18 protein-coding genes, 1 rRNA gene, 1 pseudogene and 1 riboswitch are annotated in these 19,390 nt (G+C 64.2%); of the genes and pseudogenes, 10 read left to right on the top strand and 10 right to left on the bottom strand.

Features of this window, described 5'->3' with window-relative positions:
• Positions 1 to 2 precede the first annotated feature (2 nt).
• Together H292_RS0124325 and H292_RS0124320 are read left to right on the top strand one after the other, a co-directional pair.
• Entirely contained in the window at positions 3 to 521 is a 519-nt protein-coding gene (locus H292_RS0124325; RefSeq protein WP_020113121.1) for a DUF3558 domain-containing protein, read from the top strand.
• Between the two features lie 68 nt (positions 522 to 589).
• On the top strand, positions 590 to 1,951 hold the full coding sequence (locus tag H292_RS0124320; protein WP_020113120.1) for an FAD-binding oxidoreductase: 1,362 nt from the start codon (positions 590 to 592) through the stop codon (positions 1,949 to 1,951).
• Here the strand turns inward: H292_RS0124320 and H292_RS0124315 are convergent.
• The 6 genes from H292_RS0124315 to H292_RS0124290 all read right to left on the bottom strand — a co-directional run bounded on the left by H292_RS0124315 (position 1,948) and on the right by H292_RS0124290 (position 9,845).
• The gene (locus tag H292_RS0124315) at positions 1,948 to 3,261 is read right to left on the bottom strand and encodes an aspartate aminotransferase family protein (protein ID WP_020113119.1); all 1,314 of its coding nucleotides are present in this window, start codon (positions 3,259 to 3,261) and stop codon (positions 1,948 to 1,950) included. The genes H292_RS0124320 and H292_RS0124315 overlap by 4 nt on opposite strands.
• Positions 3,262 to 4,314: a TIGR03842 family LLM class F420-dependent oxidoreductase gene (locus tag H292_RS0124310; RefSeq protein ID WP_019667166.1), complete on the bottom strand. Its 1,053-nt coding sequence runs from the start codon at positions 4,312 to 4,314 to the stop codon at positions 3,262 to 3,264.
• A 3-nt stretch (positions 4,315 to 4,317) separates the two neighbouring features.
• The gene (gene hydA / locus H292_RS0124305; protein WP_019667165.1) at positions 4,318 to 5,739 is read right to left on the bottom strand and encodes a dihydropyrimidinase; all 1,422 of its coding nucleotides are present in this window, start codon (positions 5,737 to 5,739) and stop codon (positions 4,318 to 4,320) included.
• Positions 5,740 to 5,760: 21 nt separating this feature from the next.
• Positions 5,761 to 6,597 carry a nitrilase-related carbon-nitrogen hydrolase gene (locus H292_RS0124300; protein WP_026348141.1) on the bottom strand — a complete coding sequence of 279 codons (837 nt, stop codon included), beginning with the start codon at positions 6,595 to 6,597 and terminating at the stop codon, positions 5,761 to 5,763.
• A gap of 119 nt (positions 6,598 to 6,716) precedes the next feature.
• Complete coding sequence (locus H292_RS0124295) at positions 6,717 to 8,234, bottom strand: ATP-dependent DNA ligase (protein ID WP_020113118.1); 1,518 nt, start codon at positions 8,232 to 8,234, stop codon at positions 6,717 to 6,719.
• A gap of 69 nt (positions 8,235 to 8,303) precedes the next feature.
• A complete protein-coding gene (locus tag H292_RS0124290) occupies positions 8,304 to 9,845 on the bottom strand; it encodes a carboxylesterase/lipase family protein (protein WP_020113117.1) in 1,542 nt (513 codons plus the stop codon).
• Positions 9,846 to 9,941: 96 nt separating this feature from the next.
• On the opposite strand from H292_RS0124290, the gene H292_RS0124285 reads away from it, so the two are divergent.
• The 6 genes and pseudogenes from H292_RS0124285 (at position 9,942) to H292_RS0124260 (ending at position 15,560) form a co-directional block, all read left to right on the top strand.
• Complete coding sequence (locus H292_RS0124285) at positions 9,942 to 10,589, top strand: hypothetical protein (RefSeq protein ID WP_020113116.1); 648 nt, start codon at positions 9,942 to 9,944, stop codon at positions 10,587 to 10,589.
• A gap of 73 nt (positions 10,590 to 10,662) precedes the next feature.
• A pseudogene (locus tag H292_RS0124280) lies at positions 10,663 to 12,105 on the top strand (sugar porter family MFS transporter); the annotation flags it as partial.
• Positions 12,106 to 12,137: 32 nt separating this feature from the next.
• Positions 12,138 to 12,237: riboswitch (TPP riboswitch) on the top strand.
• The gene (locus H292_RS0124275) at positions 12,231 to 12,959 is read left to right on the top strand and encodes a TenA family protein (RefSeq protein ID WP_027499056.1); all 729 of its coding nucleotides are present in this window, start codon (positions 12,231 to 12,233) and stop codon (positions 12,957 to 12,959) included. (Overlaps the previous riboswitch by 7 nt.)
• A complete protein-coding gene (locus H292_RS0124270; protein WP_230621089.1) occupies positions 12,956 to 13,957 on the top strand; it encodes an ABC transporter substrate-binding protein in 1,002 nt (333 codons plus the stop codon). Before H292_RS0124275 ends, H292_RS0124270 begins: the two co-directional genes overlap by 4 nt.
• Complete coding sequence (locus H292_RS0124265) at positions 13,954 to 14,820, top strand: ABC transporter permease (protein WP_020113113.1); 867 nt, start codon at positions 13,954 to 13,956, stop codon at positions 14,818 to 14,820. Before H292_RS0124270 ends, H292_RS0124265 begins: the two co-directional genes overlap by 4 nt.
• Complete coding sequence (locus H292_RS0124260) at positions 14,817 to 15,560, top strand: ABC transporter ATP-binding protein (RefSeq protein WP_019667156.1); 744 nt, start codon at positions 14,817 to 14,819, stop codon at positions 15,558 to 15,560. The genes H292_RS0124265 and H292_RS0124260 overlap by 4 nt, the downstream gene beginning before the upstream one ends.
• On the opposite strand, the gene H292_RS0124255 is transcribed toward H292_RS0124260, so the two are convergent.
• A complete protein-coding gene (locus H292_RS0124255) occupies positions 15,537 to 16,181 on the bottom strand; it encodes an FMN-dependent NADH-azoreductase (RefSeq protein ID WP_027499055.1) in 645 nt (214 codons plus the stop codon). The genes H292_RS0124260 and H292_RS0124255 overlap by 24 nt on opposite strands.
• Positions 16,182 to 16,255: 74 nt before the next feature.
• Here H292_RS0124255 and H292_RS0124250 point away from each other — a divergent pair, with 74 nt between their 5' ends.
• Positions 16,256 to 16,654, top strand: a complete 399-nt coding sequence (locus H292_RS0124250; RefSeq protein WP_020113112.1) for a helix-turn-helix domain-containing protein — start codon at positions 16,256 to 16,258, stop codon at positions 16,652 to 16,654.
• Here the strand turns inward: H292_RS0124250 and H292_RS0124245 are convergent.
• Entirely contained in the window at positions 16,621 to 16,941 is a 321-nt protein-coding gene (locus H292_RS0124245) for a hypothetical protein (protein WP_019667153.1), read from the bottom strand. The two genes, H292_RS0124250 and H292_RS0124245, sit on opposite strands and share 34 nt — an antisense overlap.
• A gap of 234 nt (positions 16,942 to 17,175) precedes the next feature.
• On the bottom strand, positions 17,176 to 17,946 hold the full coding sequence (locus H292_RS0124235) for a hypothetical protein (RefSeq protein ID WP_026348138.1): 771 nt from the start codon (positions 17,944 to 17,946) through the stop codon (positions 17,176 to 17,178).
• Between the two features lie 133 nt (positions 17,947 to 18,079).
• Here H292_RS0124235 and H292_RS0124230 point away from each other — a divergent pair, with 133 nt between their 5' ends.
• Positions 18,080 to 18,385: a GNAT family N-acetyltransferase gene (locus tag H292_RS0124230; RefSeq protein ID WP_020113110.1), complete on the top strand. Its 306-nt coding sequence runs from the start codon at positions 18,080 to 18,082 to the stop codon at positions 18,383 to 18,385.
• 795 nt (positions 18,386 to 19,180) lie between these two features.
• Here the strand turns inward: H292_RS0124230 and rrf are convergent.
• A 5S ribosomal RNA gene (rrf, locus tag H292_RS0124220) occupies positions 19,181 to 19,297 on the bottom strand.
• Between the last annotated feature and the right edge of the window lie 93 nt (positions 19,298 to 19,390).

Genomic DNA, 19,390 nt, shown 5'->3' with positions numbered 1-19,390 from the left:
CCATGAGACGTCGAGCTTCCCTGGCCGCGGCCGCAGCGGCACTGTCCCTACTCGTCGGCGGCTGCAGCACGACCGTCTCCGGAACCCCCGTCGCGCAAGGCGCGGGTGACGTCGACACAGAATTCGACAAACTACTGCAGGAATGCGTCGCCGTGCCGGACGACAAGATCGCCGAGTCGGTCCAAGCGGACACCGTGAGCCAGTACTTCTTCGGTGCGGTCTGCATGTGGTCCGGATCCGGCCCGTCGGGGCTGATCGACGTCACGTTCGCCTGGTACGAGGACAATTCGCTGGGCCGCGAGCGCGAGCTGTCCGAGAAACTCGAGTACTCGGTGGAGCCGGTCACGGTGGGCGGCGCGAGCGCCTTTCTGTCCCGGCGGCCGGGCGACCCCGCGTCCTGCGGCATCACCGCCTCGTACTCCGGCACCATCACCTGGTGGGTTCAGTACCGATCCGGAACAGTCGATCCGTGCGCCGGAGCAACCAGACTCGCGGAGCTGACACTGCAACGCAATACGTAGCCGACCTAATTCTCGCGGTTTCAATCAACTCCGGTTCATGCCGCGGGCTCCACTCCTAGTCTGGGGTGATGACCGACCTGACCGAACTGCGCCGCGCACTCCCCGAGGGATCCGTCATCGTCGATCCCGACATCACCGAGGGATATCGACGAGATTGGGCGAAGGACCCCGATGCCGGATCACCGCTGGCCGTCGTGCGAGCAACCTGCACCGCCGACGTGCAGGCGGTCATGAAGTGGGCCACCGCGCATCGCGTCGCGGTGGTTCCCCGGGGCGCCGGTTCCGGATTGTCCGGCGGTGCAACCGCCGTCGACGGCGGAATCGTTCTCACGACCGAATCGATGCGGGACATCCATGTCGATCCCGTGACGCGTGTAGCCGTGACCCAGCCCGGTCTGCTCAATGTCGAGGTCAAGAAAGCCGCCGCCGAGCACGGCCTGTGGTATCCGCCCGACCCGTCGTCGTTCGAGATGTGTTCCATCGGCGGCAACGCAGCCACCAACGCGGGCGGTCTGTGCTGCGTGAAGTACGGCGTGACCACCGACTACGTGCTCGGCCTCGAAGTGGTCCTCGCCGACGGCACAGCTGTGCGTCTCGGTGGCCCTCGGCTGAAAGATGTTGCGGGACTCTCTCTGACCAAGCTGTTCGTCGGCAGCGAAGGCACCCTCGGGATCATCACGGAGATCACCGTTCGACTGGTGCCCGCACAGCCGCCCGCGAGCACCGTCGTCGCATCGTTCTCCTCGGTGCGCGACGCGACGACGGCGATTCTCGCGATCACCCGGAATCTCCGTCCGTCGATGCTCGAGTTCATGGACCGTGCGTCGATCGGAGCGGTCGAGGACGCGATGAAGATGGGACTGGATCGGGGTGCGGCCGCGATGCTCATCGCCCGCTCGGACTCCCCCGGCGCAGATCGCGGACGGGAAATCGACATCATGGCCTCGGCGTGCACCGAAGCAGGGGCATCCGACGTGTTCACCACCGACGATCCCGACGAGGGTGAAGCCTTCGCTGCAGCACGGCGATTCGCGATCCCTGCGGTGGAACGGATGGGTAGCCTCCTGCTCGAGGACGTCGGGGTTCCATTGCCGGCGCTCCCCGACCTGGTCGAGGGCATCGAGAGGATCGCGGAGAAGTACGAAGTACTGGTCGCGGTCATCGCACACGCAGGCGACGGAAACACCCACCCTCTGATCGTGTTCGACCCAGCCGACGCGGACATGGAGCGACGCGCGAACATCGCGTTCGGCGCCATCATGGATCTCGCGATCTCGCTGGGCGGCACGATCACCGGTGAACACGGAGTCGGCAGGCTCAAGAAGGCCTGGCTACCGGATCAGGTGGGCGAGGACGTCATGAAGCTGACTCAGCGAATCAAGTCCGCACTCGACCCCGACGGCATCCTCAATCCCGGAGCCGTTCTCTAGTCGAGGGCGGCGGCGCACTCGTCGGAGACGGTCAGGACATCGTCGAGAATCTCCAGGCCCTGTCGGAGTTCGTCCTCGGTCGTCGTCAACGGTGGCGCGATCTGAATTCTGTTGCCCGCCATGAACGGCCACAGGCCGCGCGCTTTCGCCGCCGCGGTCACCTTCCCCATGGGTTCGGCATCCTTGCCCGTCGCCGCGAACGGCACCAACGGGTCACGCGTCTGCCGATCCTTGACCAGTTCCACAGCCCAGAAGAACCCCCGACCTCTCACCTCCCCGACGCTGGGATGGGACTCGGCGAGCTTGGCCAGTCCGGCGCCGAGCACGTCGGCGCCGACGCTTCGGACGTAGGGCAGAATTCCGTCGCGTTCGAACACTTCGATGGATGCCACACCGACCGCACAGGCCAGCGGATGCCCCGAGTACGTCAACCCGCCCGGATAGGGCTTGTGATCGAATTTCGACGCGATGGCTTCGGAAATGACGACGCCGCCCAGCGGGACGTAGCCGGAATTGATTCCTTTCGCGAAGGTGATCAGGTCGGGCTCGACGTCCCAGGCCTGGCAGGCGAACCATTCCCCGACCCGGCCGAATCCGACCATGACCTCGTCCGCGATGTAGACGATGCCGTACCGGTCGCACAGTTCGCGCACCCCCGCCAGGTAACCCGGCGGTGGCACCAGGACACCGTTGGTACCGACGACGGATTCGAGAATGAGGCCCGCGATGTTCCCCGGGCCCTCGAGCTCGACGACCTGTTGCAGATGGGACAGCGCCGCTGCGGTCTCGTCCTCGGGAGTCGTTGTGCCCCAGGGTGACCGATAGGGGTACGGACCGAAGAACCGGACGACGTCGACGTTGGTCGGTTCGGTGCCCCACCGCCTCGGTTCACCCGTCAAGCCGATGGCCACACCGGTTCCGCCGTGGTACGAGCGGTACGCGGCCAACATCTTCGTCCGGCCGGTGTGCTGGCGGGCCAGGCGCACGGCGTGCTCGACGGCTTCTGCTCCTCCGGTGGTGAAGAAGACTCGGTTCAGATCGCCCGGTGCTCGCTCCGCGACGAGAGCCGCGAGCTTGCTTCGGGTGGAGTTGGCGACCGTCGGGGAGATCGTCGTCAGCACACGGGCTTGGTCGACGATCGCCGCCACGAGATCCGGGTGCTGATGACCCAGGTTGACGTTGACGAGTTGCGACGAGAAGTCGAGGTATCGATTCCCCTTGTCGTCCCAGAACCAGGACCCTTCGCCGCCGTCGACGGTGATCGGGTTCAACTCGGCCTGCGCCGCCCAGGAGTAGAACACGTGGTCCATCTACTTGCCGCCTTCCTCCGATCCGACGGATGCAGTCGTCGCCCCTGCCAGATCCGGGATGACGTGCTCACCGTAGGACTCCAGTGTCGCCGATTTGGCATCGTGCTGGAGGTACACCGAGAACTGGTCGACACCCAGCGCTTCGAGCGCCTTCAGCTTCGTGACGTGCTCGGCGGGGCTGCCCAGGATGCAGAACCGGTCGATCACGTCGTCGGGCACGAACTCGGCGTGCGAATTCCCGGACTTACCGTGCTCGTTGTAGTCGTACCCGGTGCGTGCAGCGATGTAGTCGGTCAACGCAGCAGGTACACCCCCACCGTCGTTTCCGTATCTAGCCACGATGTCCGCGACGTGGTTGCCCACCATTCCCCCGAACCATCGGCACTGATCACGCGCATGCGCGAGTGCGCTCGCGCTGCCGTCGGTGACGTAGGCGGGTGCTGCCACACAGAACTTGATCGACGACGGATCCCGCCCGGCGGCGTCCGCGGCGGCCCGGACTCGTCCGATCGTCCACGACGCGATGTCCGGGTCGGCGAGCTGCAGAATGTACCCGTCGGCGACTTCCCCGGTGAGGTCGAGCGCCTTGGGTCCGTACGCGGCAACCCACACCTCGAGTGTCGATCTCGTCGCCCACGGGAATCGGACGACGGTGTCACCGAGCGACACCGACCGGCCGTTGGCGAGCTCGCGGATGACATGAATGGACTCGCGCAACTGGGCGAGCGTCGTCGGCTTTCCGCCGAGGGTGCGAACCGCCGAGTCACCTCGACCGATTCCGCAGACCGTACGGTTGCCGAACATGTCGTTGAGCGTGGCGAACGTCGACGCCGTCACCGTCCAGTCACGGGTGGCGGGATTGGTCACCATCGGCCCGACGACAACCCTCCTGGTTTCCGACAGGATCTGGCTGTGAATGACGTACGGCTCCTGCCACAGCAGGTGGGAATCGAACGTCCAGACATGCGAGAAACCATGCGTCTCCGCGCGTCTGGCGAGGTCCACGACGCGTGATGCAGGCGGAGTGCACTGCAACACGACTCCGATGTCCATCGGTCACACGAGATTCTGCGACAGCTCGCGCTTCACGAACCGCCCGTCTCCGGCCGAACCACGATATTCGCCGCCGTCGACGATCACCTTGCCGCGGGAGATCACCGTGTCGACGTGTCCGTCGATCTCGAAGCCCTCGTAGGCGGAATAGTCCATGTTCATGTGGTGCGCCTTTCCGAGTCCGATGCTGGTGTGGCCGTTCGGGTCGTAGATCACGAGGTCACCGTCCGCACCGGGCGAGACGATGCCCTTCCTCGGGTACATGCCGAACATGCGCGCGGGCGTGGTGCAGCAGACGTCCACCCACTTCTCCAGGGTGATCCTGCCGTTCTTCACCCCCTGGAACATCAGGTCCATGCGGTGCTCGACGGATCCGATTCCGTTGGGAATCTTGGAGAAGTCACCGATGCCCATTTCCTTCTGGTCCTTCATGCAGAACGGGCAGTGGTCGGTGCTGACGGTGGCGACGTCCCCCGTTCGTAGGTAGCGCCACAATTCGTCCTGGTGGCCTTCGGCGCGGGATCTCAACGGCGTCGAGCACACCCATTTGGCGCCGTCGAATCCCGGCGCGCCGAGCTGCTCTTCGAGCGAGAGGTACAGATACTGCGGGCAGGTCTCGGCAAACACGTTCTGTCCGTTGCCTCGTGCGACCGCGATCTGTTCCAGTGCCTGCTTCGCGGAGACGTGTACGACGTACAGCGGGGCTCCGGTGACGTTCGCCAGCATGATGGCACGGTGGGTTGCTTCTTCCTCCAACTGCCACGGTCGCGAGGTGCCGTGAAAGTACGGTGCGGTGTCGCCGCGCGCCACCGACTGTGCGACGAGCACGTCGATGGCGATCCCGTTCTCGGCGTGCATCATCAGCAACGCACCGGTCTCCGCTGCGGTCTGCATGGCGCGCAGTATTTTTCCGTCGTCGGAGTAGAACACGCCCGGATACGCCATGAACAGTTTGAAGCTGGTGACACCTTCGGACACCAACTCGCTCATCGCTTTCAGCGAATCACTGTCCACGTCGCCGATGATCTGGTGAAACCCGTAGTCGATCGCACAGCGCCCGGCAGCTTTCTCGTGCCACTGCGCCAGCGTGTCCTGAACTCGTTGCCCTGGAGTCTGGATGGCGAAATCGACGATGGTGGTGGTGCCGCCCCACGCTGCGGCCCGGGTGCCGGTCTCGAACGTGTCCGACGCGAACGTGCCCCCGAACGGCATCTCCATGTGCGTGTGCCCGTCGACTCCACCGGGGAGCACGTATTTCCCGGTCGCGTCGATCACCGTGTCCGCCGTCTGGGTCAGGTCGGCAGCGAGCACCGTCGAACCTGGTTGCAGCACAGCGACGATGGTGCCACCGTCGATCAGCACATCGAGCGGTTGGGCACCCGTCGGCGAGACGACTGTGCCTCCGTGAACGAACGTCGTCCCCATCTCAGCACCTCCGGCCGGCGGTCATGGCTCCACCAGCGGCGCGTAGGCGTCGGGTCTGCGGTCCCGATAGAACGCCCACCGGTCACGGACCGTCTTGATGAGATCCATCTCCAGGTCACGCACGATCAACTCGGGCTCGCTGTCCGAGGCGACGTCACCGACGAACTTGCCTTCGGGGTCGACGAAGTAGCTGGTGCCGTAGAAGTCGTCGTCGCCGTACTCCTCGATGCCGACGCGGTTGATGGCTCCAATGTAGTACTCGTTGGCCACCGCCGACGCCGGCTGCTCGAGTTTCCAGAGGTAGTTGGACAACCCGCGCGAGGTGGCCGACGGATTGAACACGATCTCGGCTCCGGCGAGACCCAACGCACGCCACCCTTCCGGAAAGTGCCGGTCGTAGCAGATGTAGACGCCGATGCGACCTACTGCGGTGTCGAACACCGGCCAGCCCAGGTTGCCGGGCCGAAAGTAGAACTTCTCCCAGAAACCGTTCACGTGCGGGATGTGGTGTTTGCGGTATTTCCCCAGGTAGGTACCATCAGCGTCGACCACGGCCGCGGTGTTGTAGAGCATGCCCGGTTGTTCCTGCTCGTAGACCGGCAGGATCATGACGATGCCCAATTCCTTCGCCAGTGCCGCGAACCTGTCGACGGTGGGTCCCGGAACCGACTCGGCGTAGTCGTAGAACTTCGAGTCCTGCACCTGGCAGAAATACGGGCCGTAGAACAACTCCTGGAAGCAGACGACCTTCGCCCCTTGTTCGGCCGCTCTGCGCGCGTATCCCTCGTGCGCCTCGATCATCGTCTGCTTGTCGCCGGTCCAGTTGGTCTGGACCAGAGCCGCTCGAACTGTCGTCATGGCTGACCACTTCCGTCCCTCGTTCTCGATGGGCCTGTTCAACATAAGTGATCCACGAGGTACACGTGCGGTCAATGGTGTTACAACATGAAGTGAGGACGTTTCGGCCGGGTAACGACTCAGGTCGACGGCATCAACAGGGCCCGCACGGCGTCGATGGTGTCCGCATCCGCGGGGGTCTTGTCCGGCCGATACCGCAGCACGCGTGCGAATCTCAGTGCCACACCACCCGGATAGCGGCTACTGGTCTGCGCGCCGTCGAGCTCGATCTCCACGACCAGTTCGGAGTTCAGGTAGACGGTGTGCTCGTCGCGCGATCGCTCGTGCTCGAGAAATTCCTCGGTCTGCCACTGCAACAACGCATCGGTGAGACCTTTGAACGTCTTACCGACCATGATCGGGTCACCGCCGTCCGGGTCACGCGCTCCCAGATGCAGGTTGGACAACCACCCGGTGCGTCGCCCGTAGCCCCATTCCGCAGCCAACACGACGAGGTCGAGAGTGTGCTCGGGTTTGACCTTCTGCCAATCCTTTCCCCGTCGTCCGGCCGCGTAGATCGAGGACAGCGACTTGATCATCACCCCTTCGTGACCGGCGTCCAACGCCGCATCGAAGTGAGCGGCGGCCGAATCCGCGTCGGGTCGCACCAAGGACGGGATCCGATGTTGCGGAGCCACGCGCTCGAGGGCGTCGAGTCGTCGTTCGAGCGGTTCGTCCAACAGGTCAACTCCGTCGAGGTGGATACAGTCGAAGAAGTACGGCTGCAAGAGCAATTCGTGTGCGCTCTGCGCGCCGAACCGACTCATCGTCTCCTGGAACGGCCGGGGTCTCCCACCGTCGGTCAGCGCAAGGGTTTCACCGTCCAACACCACGGACTCACAGGGAAGTGTGCGAATCAGCTCCACCAATTCCGGTACGCCGACGGTGATCTCGCGCAACGTCCTGGTGTAGATGTGCACGTCGTCTCCGAGCTTGTGCACCTGGATCCGTGCACCGTCGAGCTTGTACTCGACGCTCACATCTCCCTCCATGTCCGCCCAGGCGGACGCCAGCGTCTCCGCCGGCGAGGCGAGCATGGGACGAACCGGCCTTCCGACCTGAAGACCGAAGCCTGCCAGTGCCTCCTCCCCACCGTTCAACGCAGCAACTGCGGTCGCGTCGAGACGCCCGGACAACATGAACGCCCGGCGCACCGGCGCCGGATCCAACCCGGCGGCCTTGGCGATCGCATCGGTCATCACTCCTTCGAGCGCACCCTGGCGAAGTTCACCCGTCATCAGGCCGACGAGAAACTTCCGTTCCGCCCCGGTCGCCGACGCCCAGAGGTCGACCAGCAGTTCACGCCGCCGCGCGGCCGAGCCAGGTCCCGACGTCGACGCGACGGCCGTGATGGCGTCGTCGACCTCGCTCACCGTCAGCACACCGTCCGGAGCGGCCGGGACGTCGATGTCTGCCAGAGTGCGCCACCCGACCCCGATGCGGCCCTGCGGCAGCTCCCCGGACAGCCAGGACACGACGACCCCCACGTCCGCGGACTGCAGGTCGGCGAGCAGCAGGCGTAGAGCCTCGGTCTTCGCCTTGCGGGAGCGCGTGGCACCGACGGCCGAGGAGGTGTCGATGATTCGAGTGAACAGCACGTACCGAACGTAACCGGAAGGTCGGACACTCAATCCTTCCGCGGCGCGAGCGTGCTCGGTCGACGTGTGTCAGCTGAAGCCGAGTACCCGGTCACCCCACGCCACCCTGGTCTCCCCGTCCGGGTCGTCGACGACGTTGTCCTGGCCGTCGATCACCAATGTGGCACGAGCCGGCTCGGTGTACAGCGGCCAGTGTTTCGCGCCGTCCAGCGTTGCGGGAACTCCGTGACGCGCGAACGCCGTCCACCGCTTCATCACACGGGCCGAGACGGCCGTCGCAGCTTTGCGGCCACCGAGCCAGAACGTCGGGTCGCGGTTCAGGGTGCCGAAGTTGCCGAAGACGTAGGGCAGTTCCGTTGCGTGACCGGCTCCGATCCGCGCGGCTTTCAGCATCGGCGTCGCGTGGTCGAACCGGTACATCCAGACCGGCGAATGCCTGCTGTGCGCGTCGGCGATCCAGAGGCTGGGCATCTTGAATCCCGCGTCGGTCGACATCGCGAGTGCCCCGGAGGTCTTCGATCGTTCCGGGTACGCCGACATGATCTCGGCGACGCGGAAAGCAGGCAGTTCCGCGTGGTCGTTCGCGATCGCCCGGAACATCTCGGACACGGTGTCCGAGGTGACCGGCATCAGCGGCGACTTCATCAACCGGAAGATCGACGCCTCGTCGTTGTTGGTTCCGATGATCAACGGAATTCGGTGGGCGAACCCTTTCTGGAACGCCGCGACCGGATACCGAGGCACGATGTCGCCGTCGACGACCGGCGCGAGCCCGAGTGTGCCGGGCACCTTCGTCGGGATCTCGTAACAGAGCGTGTCGCCCGCCTCCACGAGCCGCATGAACTCGATGGTCTTCAGCTCGTGGATTCGATCCGGCGTGACGTCGACGAGTTCGAGGAATCGTCCCGCCACCTGCGCAGCGCGGTCGGGGCCGTACACCGACGTCGCGGGTGCGCTCTGCACTATCGCGCGGTGGAACAACCCCGCGGCCTTCGGCGACGTCATCAGCGTCGTCACCGACGCGCCACCCGACGATTCACCGAACAGCGTCACGTTCGACGGGTCACCGCCGAACGCGTCGATCGATCGGCGCACCCACTCGAGCGCCGCGATCATGTCCCGCAAACCCAGATTCGATTCGAACACCGTGTCGTCGGTGGAGAACGAGGACAGGTCGAGGAATCCGAACGCGCCGATCCGATAATTGATCGTCACGATCACCAGGTCGCCGACTTCCGAGAGACGCCGACCGTCGTACACCGCCTGAGACGAGGACCCGAGCGAGTAGGCGCCGCCGTGAATCCACACCATGACCGGTCGCGTGGTTCCGTCCGGCTCCGGCGCCCACACGTTGAGCGACAGGCAGTCCTCCGACATGGGGATGTCGGGATCGATGGGTACCGGGTTGTCCAGGCCCTGCGGAGCGACGGACCCGAAGTGCCGGCAGTCCCGCGGCTGTGTCCACGGTTCGACGGGGCGAGGGGATCGAAATCGATGTTCACCGTCCGTCGGCGCCGCGTAGGGAATGCCCTTCCACGCGTGGACCGACCCGTCCTGATGGCCGATCACATCACCGTCGGGCGTGCGCACCTGGCATGTCGTCTCGCTCATGGCCCCTCCTACGATCTACCGGCGTTCGCCAACGTACCAACTCCCCGTCGGCGCGGATCGTCGTTCATGTCCGCGACGTTCTTTATGCTGAGCCGTATGACGCGGGTTCGGATCTACGCTGGTGCAGCGTGCGGGCTTGCCGCCGTCCTCCTGTCCGGGTGCAGCACGCAGTCGTCGGGGAACGCAGCGGCGCCGCTCGCGACGGTGGACACCGATCCGCCGTCGGTGATCCGGACGACCACACCCCCGGCCACGACAACTCCCGCGCAGACGACCACTCTGCCGTCGACCACTCTGCCGACGACGAACTCGACCACTACGCCCGCAGTCGCCGACCCCGCTCGTTACGAGGGGCTCAGCGGTTTCTACTACTTCACCTCCCCTACCGGGAAATTCGAATGCGCCGTGTTCATCACCGATGCGTCGGTCGCCGGCTGTCACGGCGAGTTCCCGCCCACTGCTCCCCGGGTCGAGGGCAGCGGCGCTCCGGATTCTCGAGTGGCTCCCAACACGATCGAGCTGACGGCCGGCACCGCGGCGCGATTCCTGAGCTCCGGTGACCCTCGGTTCCATCGGTTCGACGCCATCGCCACTCCGCTCCCCTACGGTGAAACGCTCTCGATACCCGGGTCGGGTACGTCGAACGGCATCACGTGCAGGGTCGACGAGCTCGCCGGGGTCTCCTGCACCGACCAGGTAGGGCATGGTTTCACCGTGTCCGACACGGCGTTCGAGTTGAAGTGACCGGTGTGTTTCGCAGTGCGAACGACCGGGCATAAGCTGACAGCCGTACGGCGAGACCGCCGCACGATCATCTGTCGCGGCCGAGAGCACTGAGCTCTCCGACCGGGAAGGAGTTTTCCCGATGTCCACCACGCCGACTCGACGCAACGCCAAAGTCATAGGCGTCAGCGTCGCCGCCGCGGTCGGCGGCTTCCTGTTCGGTTTCGACAGCTCCGTGATCAACGGGGCCGTCGACGCCATCGAAGGCCGTTTCTCACTTGGCTCGTTCACCACCGGCTTCGTCGTCGCCATCGCGCTGATCGGGTGCGCCGTCGGCGCCTGGTTCGCGGGCTCGCTCGCCGATCGATGGGGCCGCAAGAAAGTGATGGTGCTGGGCTCGGCCCTGTTCACCATCTCCTCGTTGGGATCGGGCCTCGCCTTCAGCGTCCCCGACCTGATCCTGTGGCGCATCCTAGGCGGCCTCGGTATCGGTATCGCCTCCGTCATCGCGCCCGCCTACATCGCCGAGATCGCTCCCGCGAAATGGCGCGGAAGTCTGGCGTCACTGCAGCAACTCGCCATCACCCTCGGGATTTTCGCCGCCCTTCTCTCCGACGCCCTGCTGCAGGGCGCCGCGGACGGTGCGTCCAACGACCTCTGGCTCGGTCAGGAAGCCTGGCGCTGGATGTTCCTCGTCGGCGTCGTACCGGCCCTGATCTACGGCCTGCTCGCAGTCACCATCCCCGAGTCACCTCGCTACCTCGTCGGCAAGCACCTCGACCAGGAAGCTGCCGACATCCTCGCCAACATCACCGGTGAACTGCATCCCGACGAGCGAGTCCACGAAATCCGCCTCACTCTCCGCAAGGAGGAGAAGGCCTCGTTCGCCGACATCCGCGGCCCTAAGTTCGGGCTCCAGCCGATCGTGTGGGTCGGCATCGTCATGGCCGTCCTGCAACAGTTCGTCGGCATCAACGCGATCTTCTACTACTCGACGACGCTGTGGAAGTCCGTCGGCTTCACCGAGGACCAGTCGTTCACGACGTCGGTCATCACCTCGATCATCAACGTCACGATGACCTTCGTGGCCATTCTGTTCGTCGACCGAATCGGCCGACGCAAACTGCTCCTGGGTGGTTCCGTCGGCATGTTCGTCGGCCTGCTGATGGCAGCGATCTCGTTCTCCCAACAGATCGGCAGTGGCGACGACGTGTCCCTCCCGAGCCCGTGGGGTGCCGTCGCGTTGGTCGGAGCGAACCTGTTCGTGATCTTCTTCGCGGCGACGTGGGGACCCATCATGTGGGTTCTTCTCGGCGAGATGTTCCCCAACCGTATGCGCGCCGTCGCCCTCGGAATCGGAACCGCCGCGAACTGGCTGGCCAATTTCGCTGTCACACTTGCCTTCCCGCCGCTCACCCAAGCGATCGGCCTGTGGGCGATCTACGGATTCTTCGCCGTCATGGCGGCAGTCTCGTTCTTCTTCGTCAAATCGAAGATTCCCGAGACCAACGGCAAGGAGCTCGAGGACATGCAGTAACGGATCGCCGACGAGAGTGCTAGGGTCGGCGATGTTCTGACACGGGGTGCGTCCGTACATGCGGATGCTGAGATCACACCCGTCGAACCTGATGCAGGTAATGCTGACGAAGGGATGTCAAGGCGATGACAACGCCTGTGCACTCGGTGCACTCGGAAAAACCCGGCGATTCCGGTCGCTACACGGATCACCTGTGGGACGCGACGGCGGATCTGCGCGCCGCGATCGACGATCTCGAGTTCCTCGAGCTCCTCGGTGACGGCACGCTTCCGCTGGACGCGTTCCGCACGTACATCGCCCAGGACGAGCTCTACCTGGCCGGATACGCCAAAGCCCTGTCCATCCTGGCGTCGAGAGCGCCGGACACGCAGACCGCGGCGTTCTGGGCATCGTCTGCGGCAGGTGCCGTCGCCGAAGCGTCACTTCATGCGTCGCTGCTGTCCAGCGACGCGCTACCGAGCCCCGGTGCCGAGATCGAACATTCACCGGCGTGCCTCGGCTACGTCTCGTACCTCGTCGCCACCGCCGCGACCGAGCCCTACGCAGTCGCGGCCGCGGCCGTACTTCCGTGCTACTGGATCTATGCCGACGTGGCAGTTCGCTTGTCGCTCGCGGCACGGGAAGTCCTGCAGCGCGACCCCGAACACCCCTATGCACGGTGGGTGTCCACGTACGATTCCGACGAGTTCCGCACGCTCGTCGACGGCGCCCGCGCCCTCGTCGACGACGCGGCTGCTGCGGCGACGGACGTGCAGCGCCGCGCCATGACGCAGGCGTTTCGCGTCGCCACCCGGTACGAACTGATGTTCTGGGACACCGCACTTCACCCGACGCCGTGGCCGGTGGCACGATGAAACGTCTCCTCGCCCTTGCGTGCGCCGCGATCTCCGTGGCGGGCCTGACCTCGTGCGCGCAAACGAACGATTCGGACACCATCAGGTTCGCGCTCGACTGGACACCCAACACCAATCACACAGGCTTGTACGTTGCCCTCCAGGAGGGCTACTTCGCGGACGCAGGGTTGAACGTAGAGGTGTTGCCGTACAACAACACTTCGTCGGACACCCTCGTCGATTCCGGTAACGCGGAGTTCGGGATCAGCACGCAGAGCTCCACCGTCTTCGCGAAAGCCGCCGGTGCGCAGATCGTTTCGGTGCTCGCCCCCCTGCAACACTGGGCGACGGCAATCGGTGTCCGCGCAGACCGCGACGACATTCCGAGCCCCAAGGCATTGGACGGCAAGGTGTACGCCGGCTTCGGCGACACCGGTGAGCAGGCAGGCCTACGACAGGTCATCCAGAACGACGGTGGTAGAGGCGAGTACGAGACCGTGGTGCTGGGGACGTCGGCGTACGAAGCCGTGTACTCCGGTACCGCGGACTTCACCGTCTCCTATCTCGCATGGGAAGGCATCGAAGCCGAGCACAGCGGGACCCCGATGAAGTACTTCGAGAACACCGACTACGCGTTCCCCGACGCGTACGCCATCACCATCAGCGGCAACGAGAACTGGCTGGCCGACAACCCCGATGAAGCCGGGAAATTCGTCCAGGCACTGCAACGCGGGTACCAGCTTGCGGCCGACGACCCCGATCGCGCCGCCCAGGACGTCATCGACGCCAACCCGGGAACCTTCACGGACGAATCGTTGGTCTTCGAGAGCCAACGAATGTTGGCGGACAAGTACATGCGCACCGACGACGGCACGGTCGGTACGCAGAACCTCGACAAGTGGACCGAGTACTCGAAATTCTTATACGACAACGGGGTTCTGGTGGACGAGAACGGCGCGCCGCTCACGTCCGAGCCCGACTGGTCCACGTACTTCACCGACGAGTACGTCGCCGAATGACTACCTCGGCGATCGGCGACGCGTCTTCCGAGGCGTCTCCGGCCGCACGCGGTGTCAGGCGATGGCCGACTGCCGGAGCGGACGGGCGGGCTCTCGTTCGCTGGGCCCTGCCGTCGGCAACCATCGTCGTCGTCCTCGTCGCGGTGTGGCAGATCTACGTCACCGTCAGTGGAATTCGGCCTCAGGTACTTCCCTCACCCACGCGAATCCTGAGTCAGGGATGGGCGCATCGAGACGCGATCGCGGCCAATGCTGCAGCGACACTGCAGGTCACGGTCATCGGCTTCACCGTATCCTGCGTCGTCGCCTGGATTCTCGCTGTCGCCGTCGACTTCTCGCCCTGGCTGCGTCGAGCAGTCGTTCCGTTGTTCGTGGTGTCGCAGACACTGCCGATCATCGCGATCGCGCCCCTGCTGATCATCTGGTTCGGGTTCGGCTTGCTTCCGAAAATCCTCGTCATTGCGTTGGCGACCTTCTTTCCCATGGCAATCGGCCTGATCGAGGGCTTCGCCTCGGCCGATCGCGACGCCCGAGCGCTCCTGTCGAGCATGGGAGCCGGCCGCTGGCAGCAGTTCAGATACGTGCGTCTACCGTCGGCGATGCCGCGGTTCTTCACCTCGCTCCGAATCGGCATCACCTACGCCGTCGTCGGTGCGATCTTCGCGGAATATGCCGGCGCGAGCGCGGGCCTCGGCATCTACATGAGCCAGCAGAAGAACTCGTTTCGTACCGATCTGGTGCTCGCTGCCGTCCTCGTCACCGCCGTCATCAGCGTCCTGCTCTTCTTGCTGACGTACGTCGTCGAGAGACTGTTCATACCCTGGGCTCGCGACGAACGGGGACGAGAGGAACAGCCGCGATGAGCAGAGTGCACGTGGCAGGCCTGACGAAGTCCTACGGCAACCGCACGATCCTGGACGGCATCGACTTCGACGTCGAACCCGGTGAATTCGTGTCGGTGATCGGCCCGAGCGGATCCGGCAAGAGCACCATCTTCAACATGGTGGCCGGCCTCGACTCGCCGGACGGGGGTGTCGTCGAAGCACCCCGCAGTGCCTACATGCCGCAGAAAGACCTGCTGTTCCCCTGGCGGTCGGTGCTGGACAACACGACCCTCGGCCTCGAGGTGCAGGGCGTTCCGAAGAAAGAGGCGCGTACCCGGGCTCGGGAGCTGTTCGACGTCTTCGGACTCGCCGGGTACGAGAACGCTCGGCCCTCGGAGATGTCCGGGGGAATGCGCCAGCGCGCCGCACTCCTCCGGACCGTCGTTCAAGGCCACGACCTACTCCTGCTCGACGAACCGTTCGGCGCGTTGGACTCGCTGACCCGAACAGACATGCAGGAATGGTTGCAGGACGTTTGGCTTCGCTACCGCTGGACGGTACTGATGATCACGCACGACATCCGAGAGGCCGTGTACCTCTCGGATCGCGTGGTGGTTCTGTCCGACAAACCGGCCCATGTCCGACGCCAAGTCGCCGTTCCCCTGCCGAGGCCACGTGAGCCGATGGTCGTCACGACACCCGAATTCGCTGCCGTCGAGTCGGAACTGATCGACGTACTCGTCAGCGCACGTCGGTCACGAACCCAGTCGGGACGCTAGAGCTGCCACTGCGGATCGTGCGTCCGCGAGGCTCGCTTCCGCCTGCGGAGTCAACGCCGCCATCGCCGGAACCCGGGAGGCGAGCGTCAGGTCCACGGTCACGACGAAGACTTCCATCCCCAACGCCACACCGAGCACCTGCTGCAACTGCGGCACCGTGTGATCGGCACCGAAGTCCGGCGTTCCCGGGCCGTACTGGTTGCCTCGCGACGACACCACGACAACCGGCTTGCCTTCGAGAGGCCGAGTCGGCGCGTCGAACGGCACGGTGATGCCCGGAACGTGGATGTAATCGATCCACGCTTTGAGAGTCGACGGAACGGACCAGTTGTACATCGGCGCACCGACGAGAAGCACATCCGCGGACACCAACTCGTCGATCAGTTCCTTCTGCAACGCCTCCGCCTCCGGCGGCGCAATCTCGTCCGAAGTTCTCAGATGCGGCGCCCAGTGCAACGCGGACGTCGGCAGATGAGGCGGCGGATTGCGATGCAGATCCCGATAGATCACAGAATGATCGGCACCGAGCGAATGCCAGGTGTCCGAAAAATGTGCGGTCACCGCTCGACTCACGGACGCAACAGGATCAGCGGAAGAATCTAGATGCAACAACTGCGGCACGGACACTCCTTCTAATAGCGGTCACTAGAGAATATGCCCAGCATGGGAGCGGAGCCTGCAGATAGGCTCGAGGCATGGATCATCGGTACATTGCATCGGCGTTGTCGCACCGTGATGCACAGTTGGTTTCCGCCCGCATTGCGGAGTCGGGTGATCGTGTACCCACTGTTTCGCTCGATGGAGTGGAACTCGACATCGACGAGTCGGGCCGACGAACTGTCGTGGAACTGCTCCGACTTCTCGCCGGGGGTACGTCGGTGACGGTGGGCCCGGTGAGCGAGCTACTGACGACGTCGCAGGCAGCCGAGATCCTCGGTGTATCCGACACTTACGTCCGAAAACTGGCCGACGCGGGCGACCTCGCGATCGAGATGCGCGGCACTCACCGCAGGTTCCGCCTCGAAGATCTTGTCCGACTTCGGGAGACGTTCAAGAAGAATCAGCCGGCTTCGCGGCCGAGCAACTCGGACTGAAGGGTCAGCAGGTCCCGGAAGGCCTCTCCTGATGCACGCCACAGCTGTTCGCTGTCGATGAAGTCGACGCCCAGCAAGTTGACATCTCCACGGTAGGCGCCGACGTCGACGGACAGTTTGCGAACGATCATGGAGATGTCACGCTCGAGGTATCCGGAGTCGCTGCTTTCCAGGGCCCGGAACTGAGCGGAAAAGTGGTCGGCCGAGATCCGTCGGTCCACGAATTGCGCAACAAGGATGACGAAACGCGATGCGTGCAGCGATGGGGATCGAAACGAATGCTCCACGGAACTTTGCCTCCCTGGTCGACAACGCCACTCGTCGTCGCCATCGAACTCAACGGACCGAGACGCCGACGTAGCTGGGCAGCGGATCCGCCGGGGACCTTGCCGTGCGAGGGGTGTCGAACGTCTCGATAACAAACAGGAACTTCACCCACGATAGGGAGTAGAACCTGATCGATCCGCTGTTTCTGGGATTGCTATGACCGTTCACAACAGAACGGTCGGTCCACTTGTGACCTACAGAAGCGACCCGAGCGGCGCGCGTTCAGGGGTGTCGAGCTCCCAGAATTTCCAACCGTCGCAGACCTGCGCATCGCCGCTGATATGTGTCGCGACGGCACTGGCGGCCTCGGTGGGATCTTCGAATCTACGGCCCTCCATCGGTCCACGCACGATCTCGAGGCGCGAACTGTCGGGGTCGTACCGCGCACTGAGCCGGTAGCCGTCGAAGTCGGCAACGACACGAACGCGCAGGTCGATAACCTCTTCGACCGACGCGGAACGCTTTGCATCCGTTCGCCGGGTCTTCTTGCCGACGCGATGAGACGCCGCGGAGTGCGCTGCTTCTGCCAGCGTCGGGTCAGCGTCGACGTTCAACCCCAGAAGACTCCACCTGTCGTGACCGTGTTGCACCCGGCCGACAGCGATTGCGTGGTGTCCGGTACGAGAGCGCAACGGAGAATCCTGCACCCACAGATCGACCTCGCCCCTGATGTCCGCGGCCATTTCCTCTGACGACACCATGAAAAAAGACGGATCCGACTTGCCCAGATCCACGAACACCCAGTACGTCGAGCCGGTGTCATCGGTGGCCAGCGACTCGTCCTGCCGACGCGCCTTCCAGTCACCCTCCACCTTGGACCTGACTCGGACCACGCAGCTGGAACCGTCGACTGCCCACACCTGGACCGGATTGCGACGCGACGTGGTGAGCCGCTCAGCGCGACCCCCGTGCATCACCACCGCTTCGATGAATGCGCGTATGCCCTGCTCCGAAACGTCTTCCACGGTGCTACCTCTGTTCTGCCTACCCGTGCAGATGAAGAGAGGTGCCTACGACGGGTAGCACGCGCACGACTCGGGAATCTGACCTCAGCCTAGTGGTCCGGCGCCTCACGTGGATACCGTGCACAATCGACGCATGAACGTACGGGCCGAGCACGACGCCGAAAGAAGCAGATTCGTGTTGTACTCGGACACCGAAGTTGCCGCGGTATCCGAGTACTTCGACGTCGGAGACACCCGCAATTTCTTCCACACCGTGACACTCCCCCAGTACCGCGGCAGAGGGTACGCCGCGGTACTGACGGAATACGCGTTGAACGACACCCGCTCGCACGAACTGTTCGTTCAGCCGTCCTGCTGGTTCGTCCGCGAATTCATCGAAACGAACGCAGACAACTTCGGCGACCTGCTCACTTCTCCCGGATCGCCCGGCGAGCGGTAGCGAACAACGGGTAGTTGTCCGTATGCTCGCCGTCCTCACCCTTCTTCTTCCGGTACCGTTCCAACGACTTCGCAACGCGCAGTTCGTGTTCACGGATTACGTTCTCGTACAGATACATGGGAACTCCTCGAATAGCTTTGCAGCCCAGCATGATCAGGACAGGCGAAGACGCCGAATGCCCTGCGAATACGAATAGCGGAATGGACGTCGCTACTCGAACGAGAGTGCGGCACGGGACACCGTAAACGGATGCCCGGCAATGTTTTTGAGTTCTGTCACCAAGTCGCACCCCTTTCGGTCCATGTACTCGCCGTGTTCCGTGCACCATCATGCTGCACAACTCTCACAGGCGCCACCGAATTAAATTGCACGGCACATCGCGCCGGCTCGTCATCGGGTCGCGGGCAATCGGAGTGCCGTCGACAGCAGCGTCGGTGACCATGTGGCACGTGCGTGAGCGGCTGTGTACCTGAGAGCGGCGGGGTGACCTCATGTTGTGCGTGTGGGGGTGGTGTCAGCGCACATTCGGGGGGTGTTTTTAGTGGGTGGTCGCTGTCCGGTGTCGGATGCACGGCGTAGTGCTAGCACTGGGGTGAGCGTCCGGCACTGGGGTGAGCGTCTGTGTGCACGGGCCCGGTGTGTCGGTGCGGGGTGCATGGCTAGCACTGGGGTGAGCGTCCGGCCCGTGGGCGACCGGTGGCTCGTGGGGGTCCTGCATGGTGGGGTGTTTTTTGTTCGGGTATGCAGAACACCCCCGGGTACCGTGTGGTTCCCGGGGGTGTGCTGTGAAAGTGTGTTCGGCGGTGTCCTACTCTCCCACACCCTGTCGGGTGCAGTACCATCGGCGCTGGAGGGCTTAGCTTCCGGGTTCGGAATGGGACCGGGCGTTTCCCCTCCGCTATGGCCGCCGTAACTCTGTGAAACAGTGTCACGAACGAACCGAAGTCGGAGACACACACAGTGTGTGTGTTCGTTCTTGGTTTTCATGTAGTTGTGTACCTGAAA

Source organism: Rhodococcus sp. 114MFTsu3.1 (genome assembly GCF_000383555.1).
GTDB lineage: Bacteria > Actinomycetota > Actinomycetes > Mycobacteriales > Mycobacteriaceae > Rhodococcoides > Rhodococcoides fascians_E.
The sequence above is the reverse complement of the archived record's forward strand: the minus strand, read 5'-3'. Positions and strand labels throughout refer to the sequence as shown.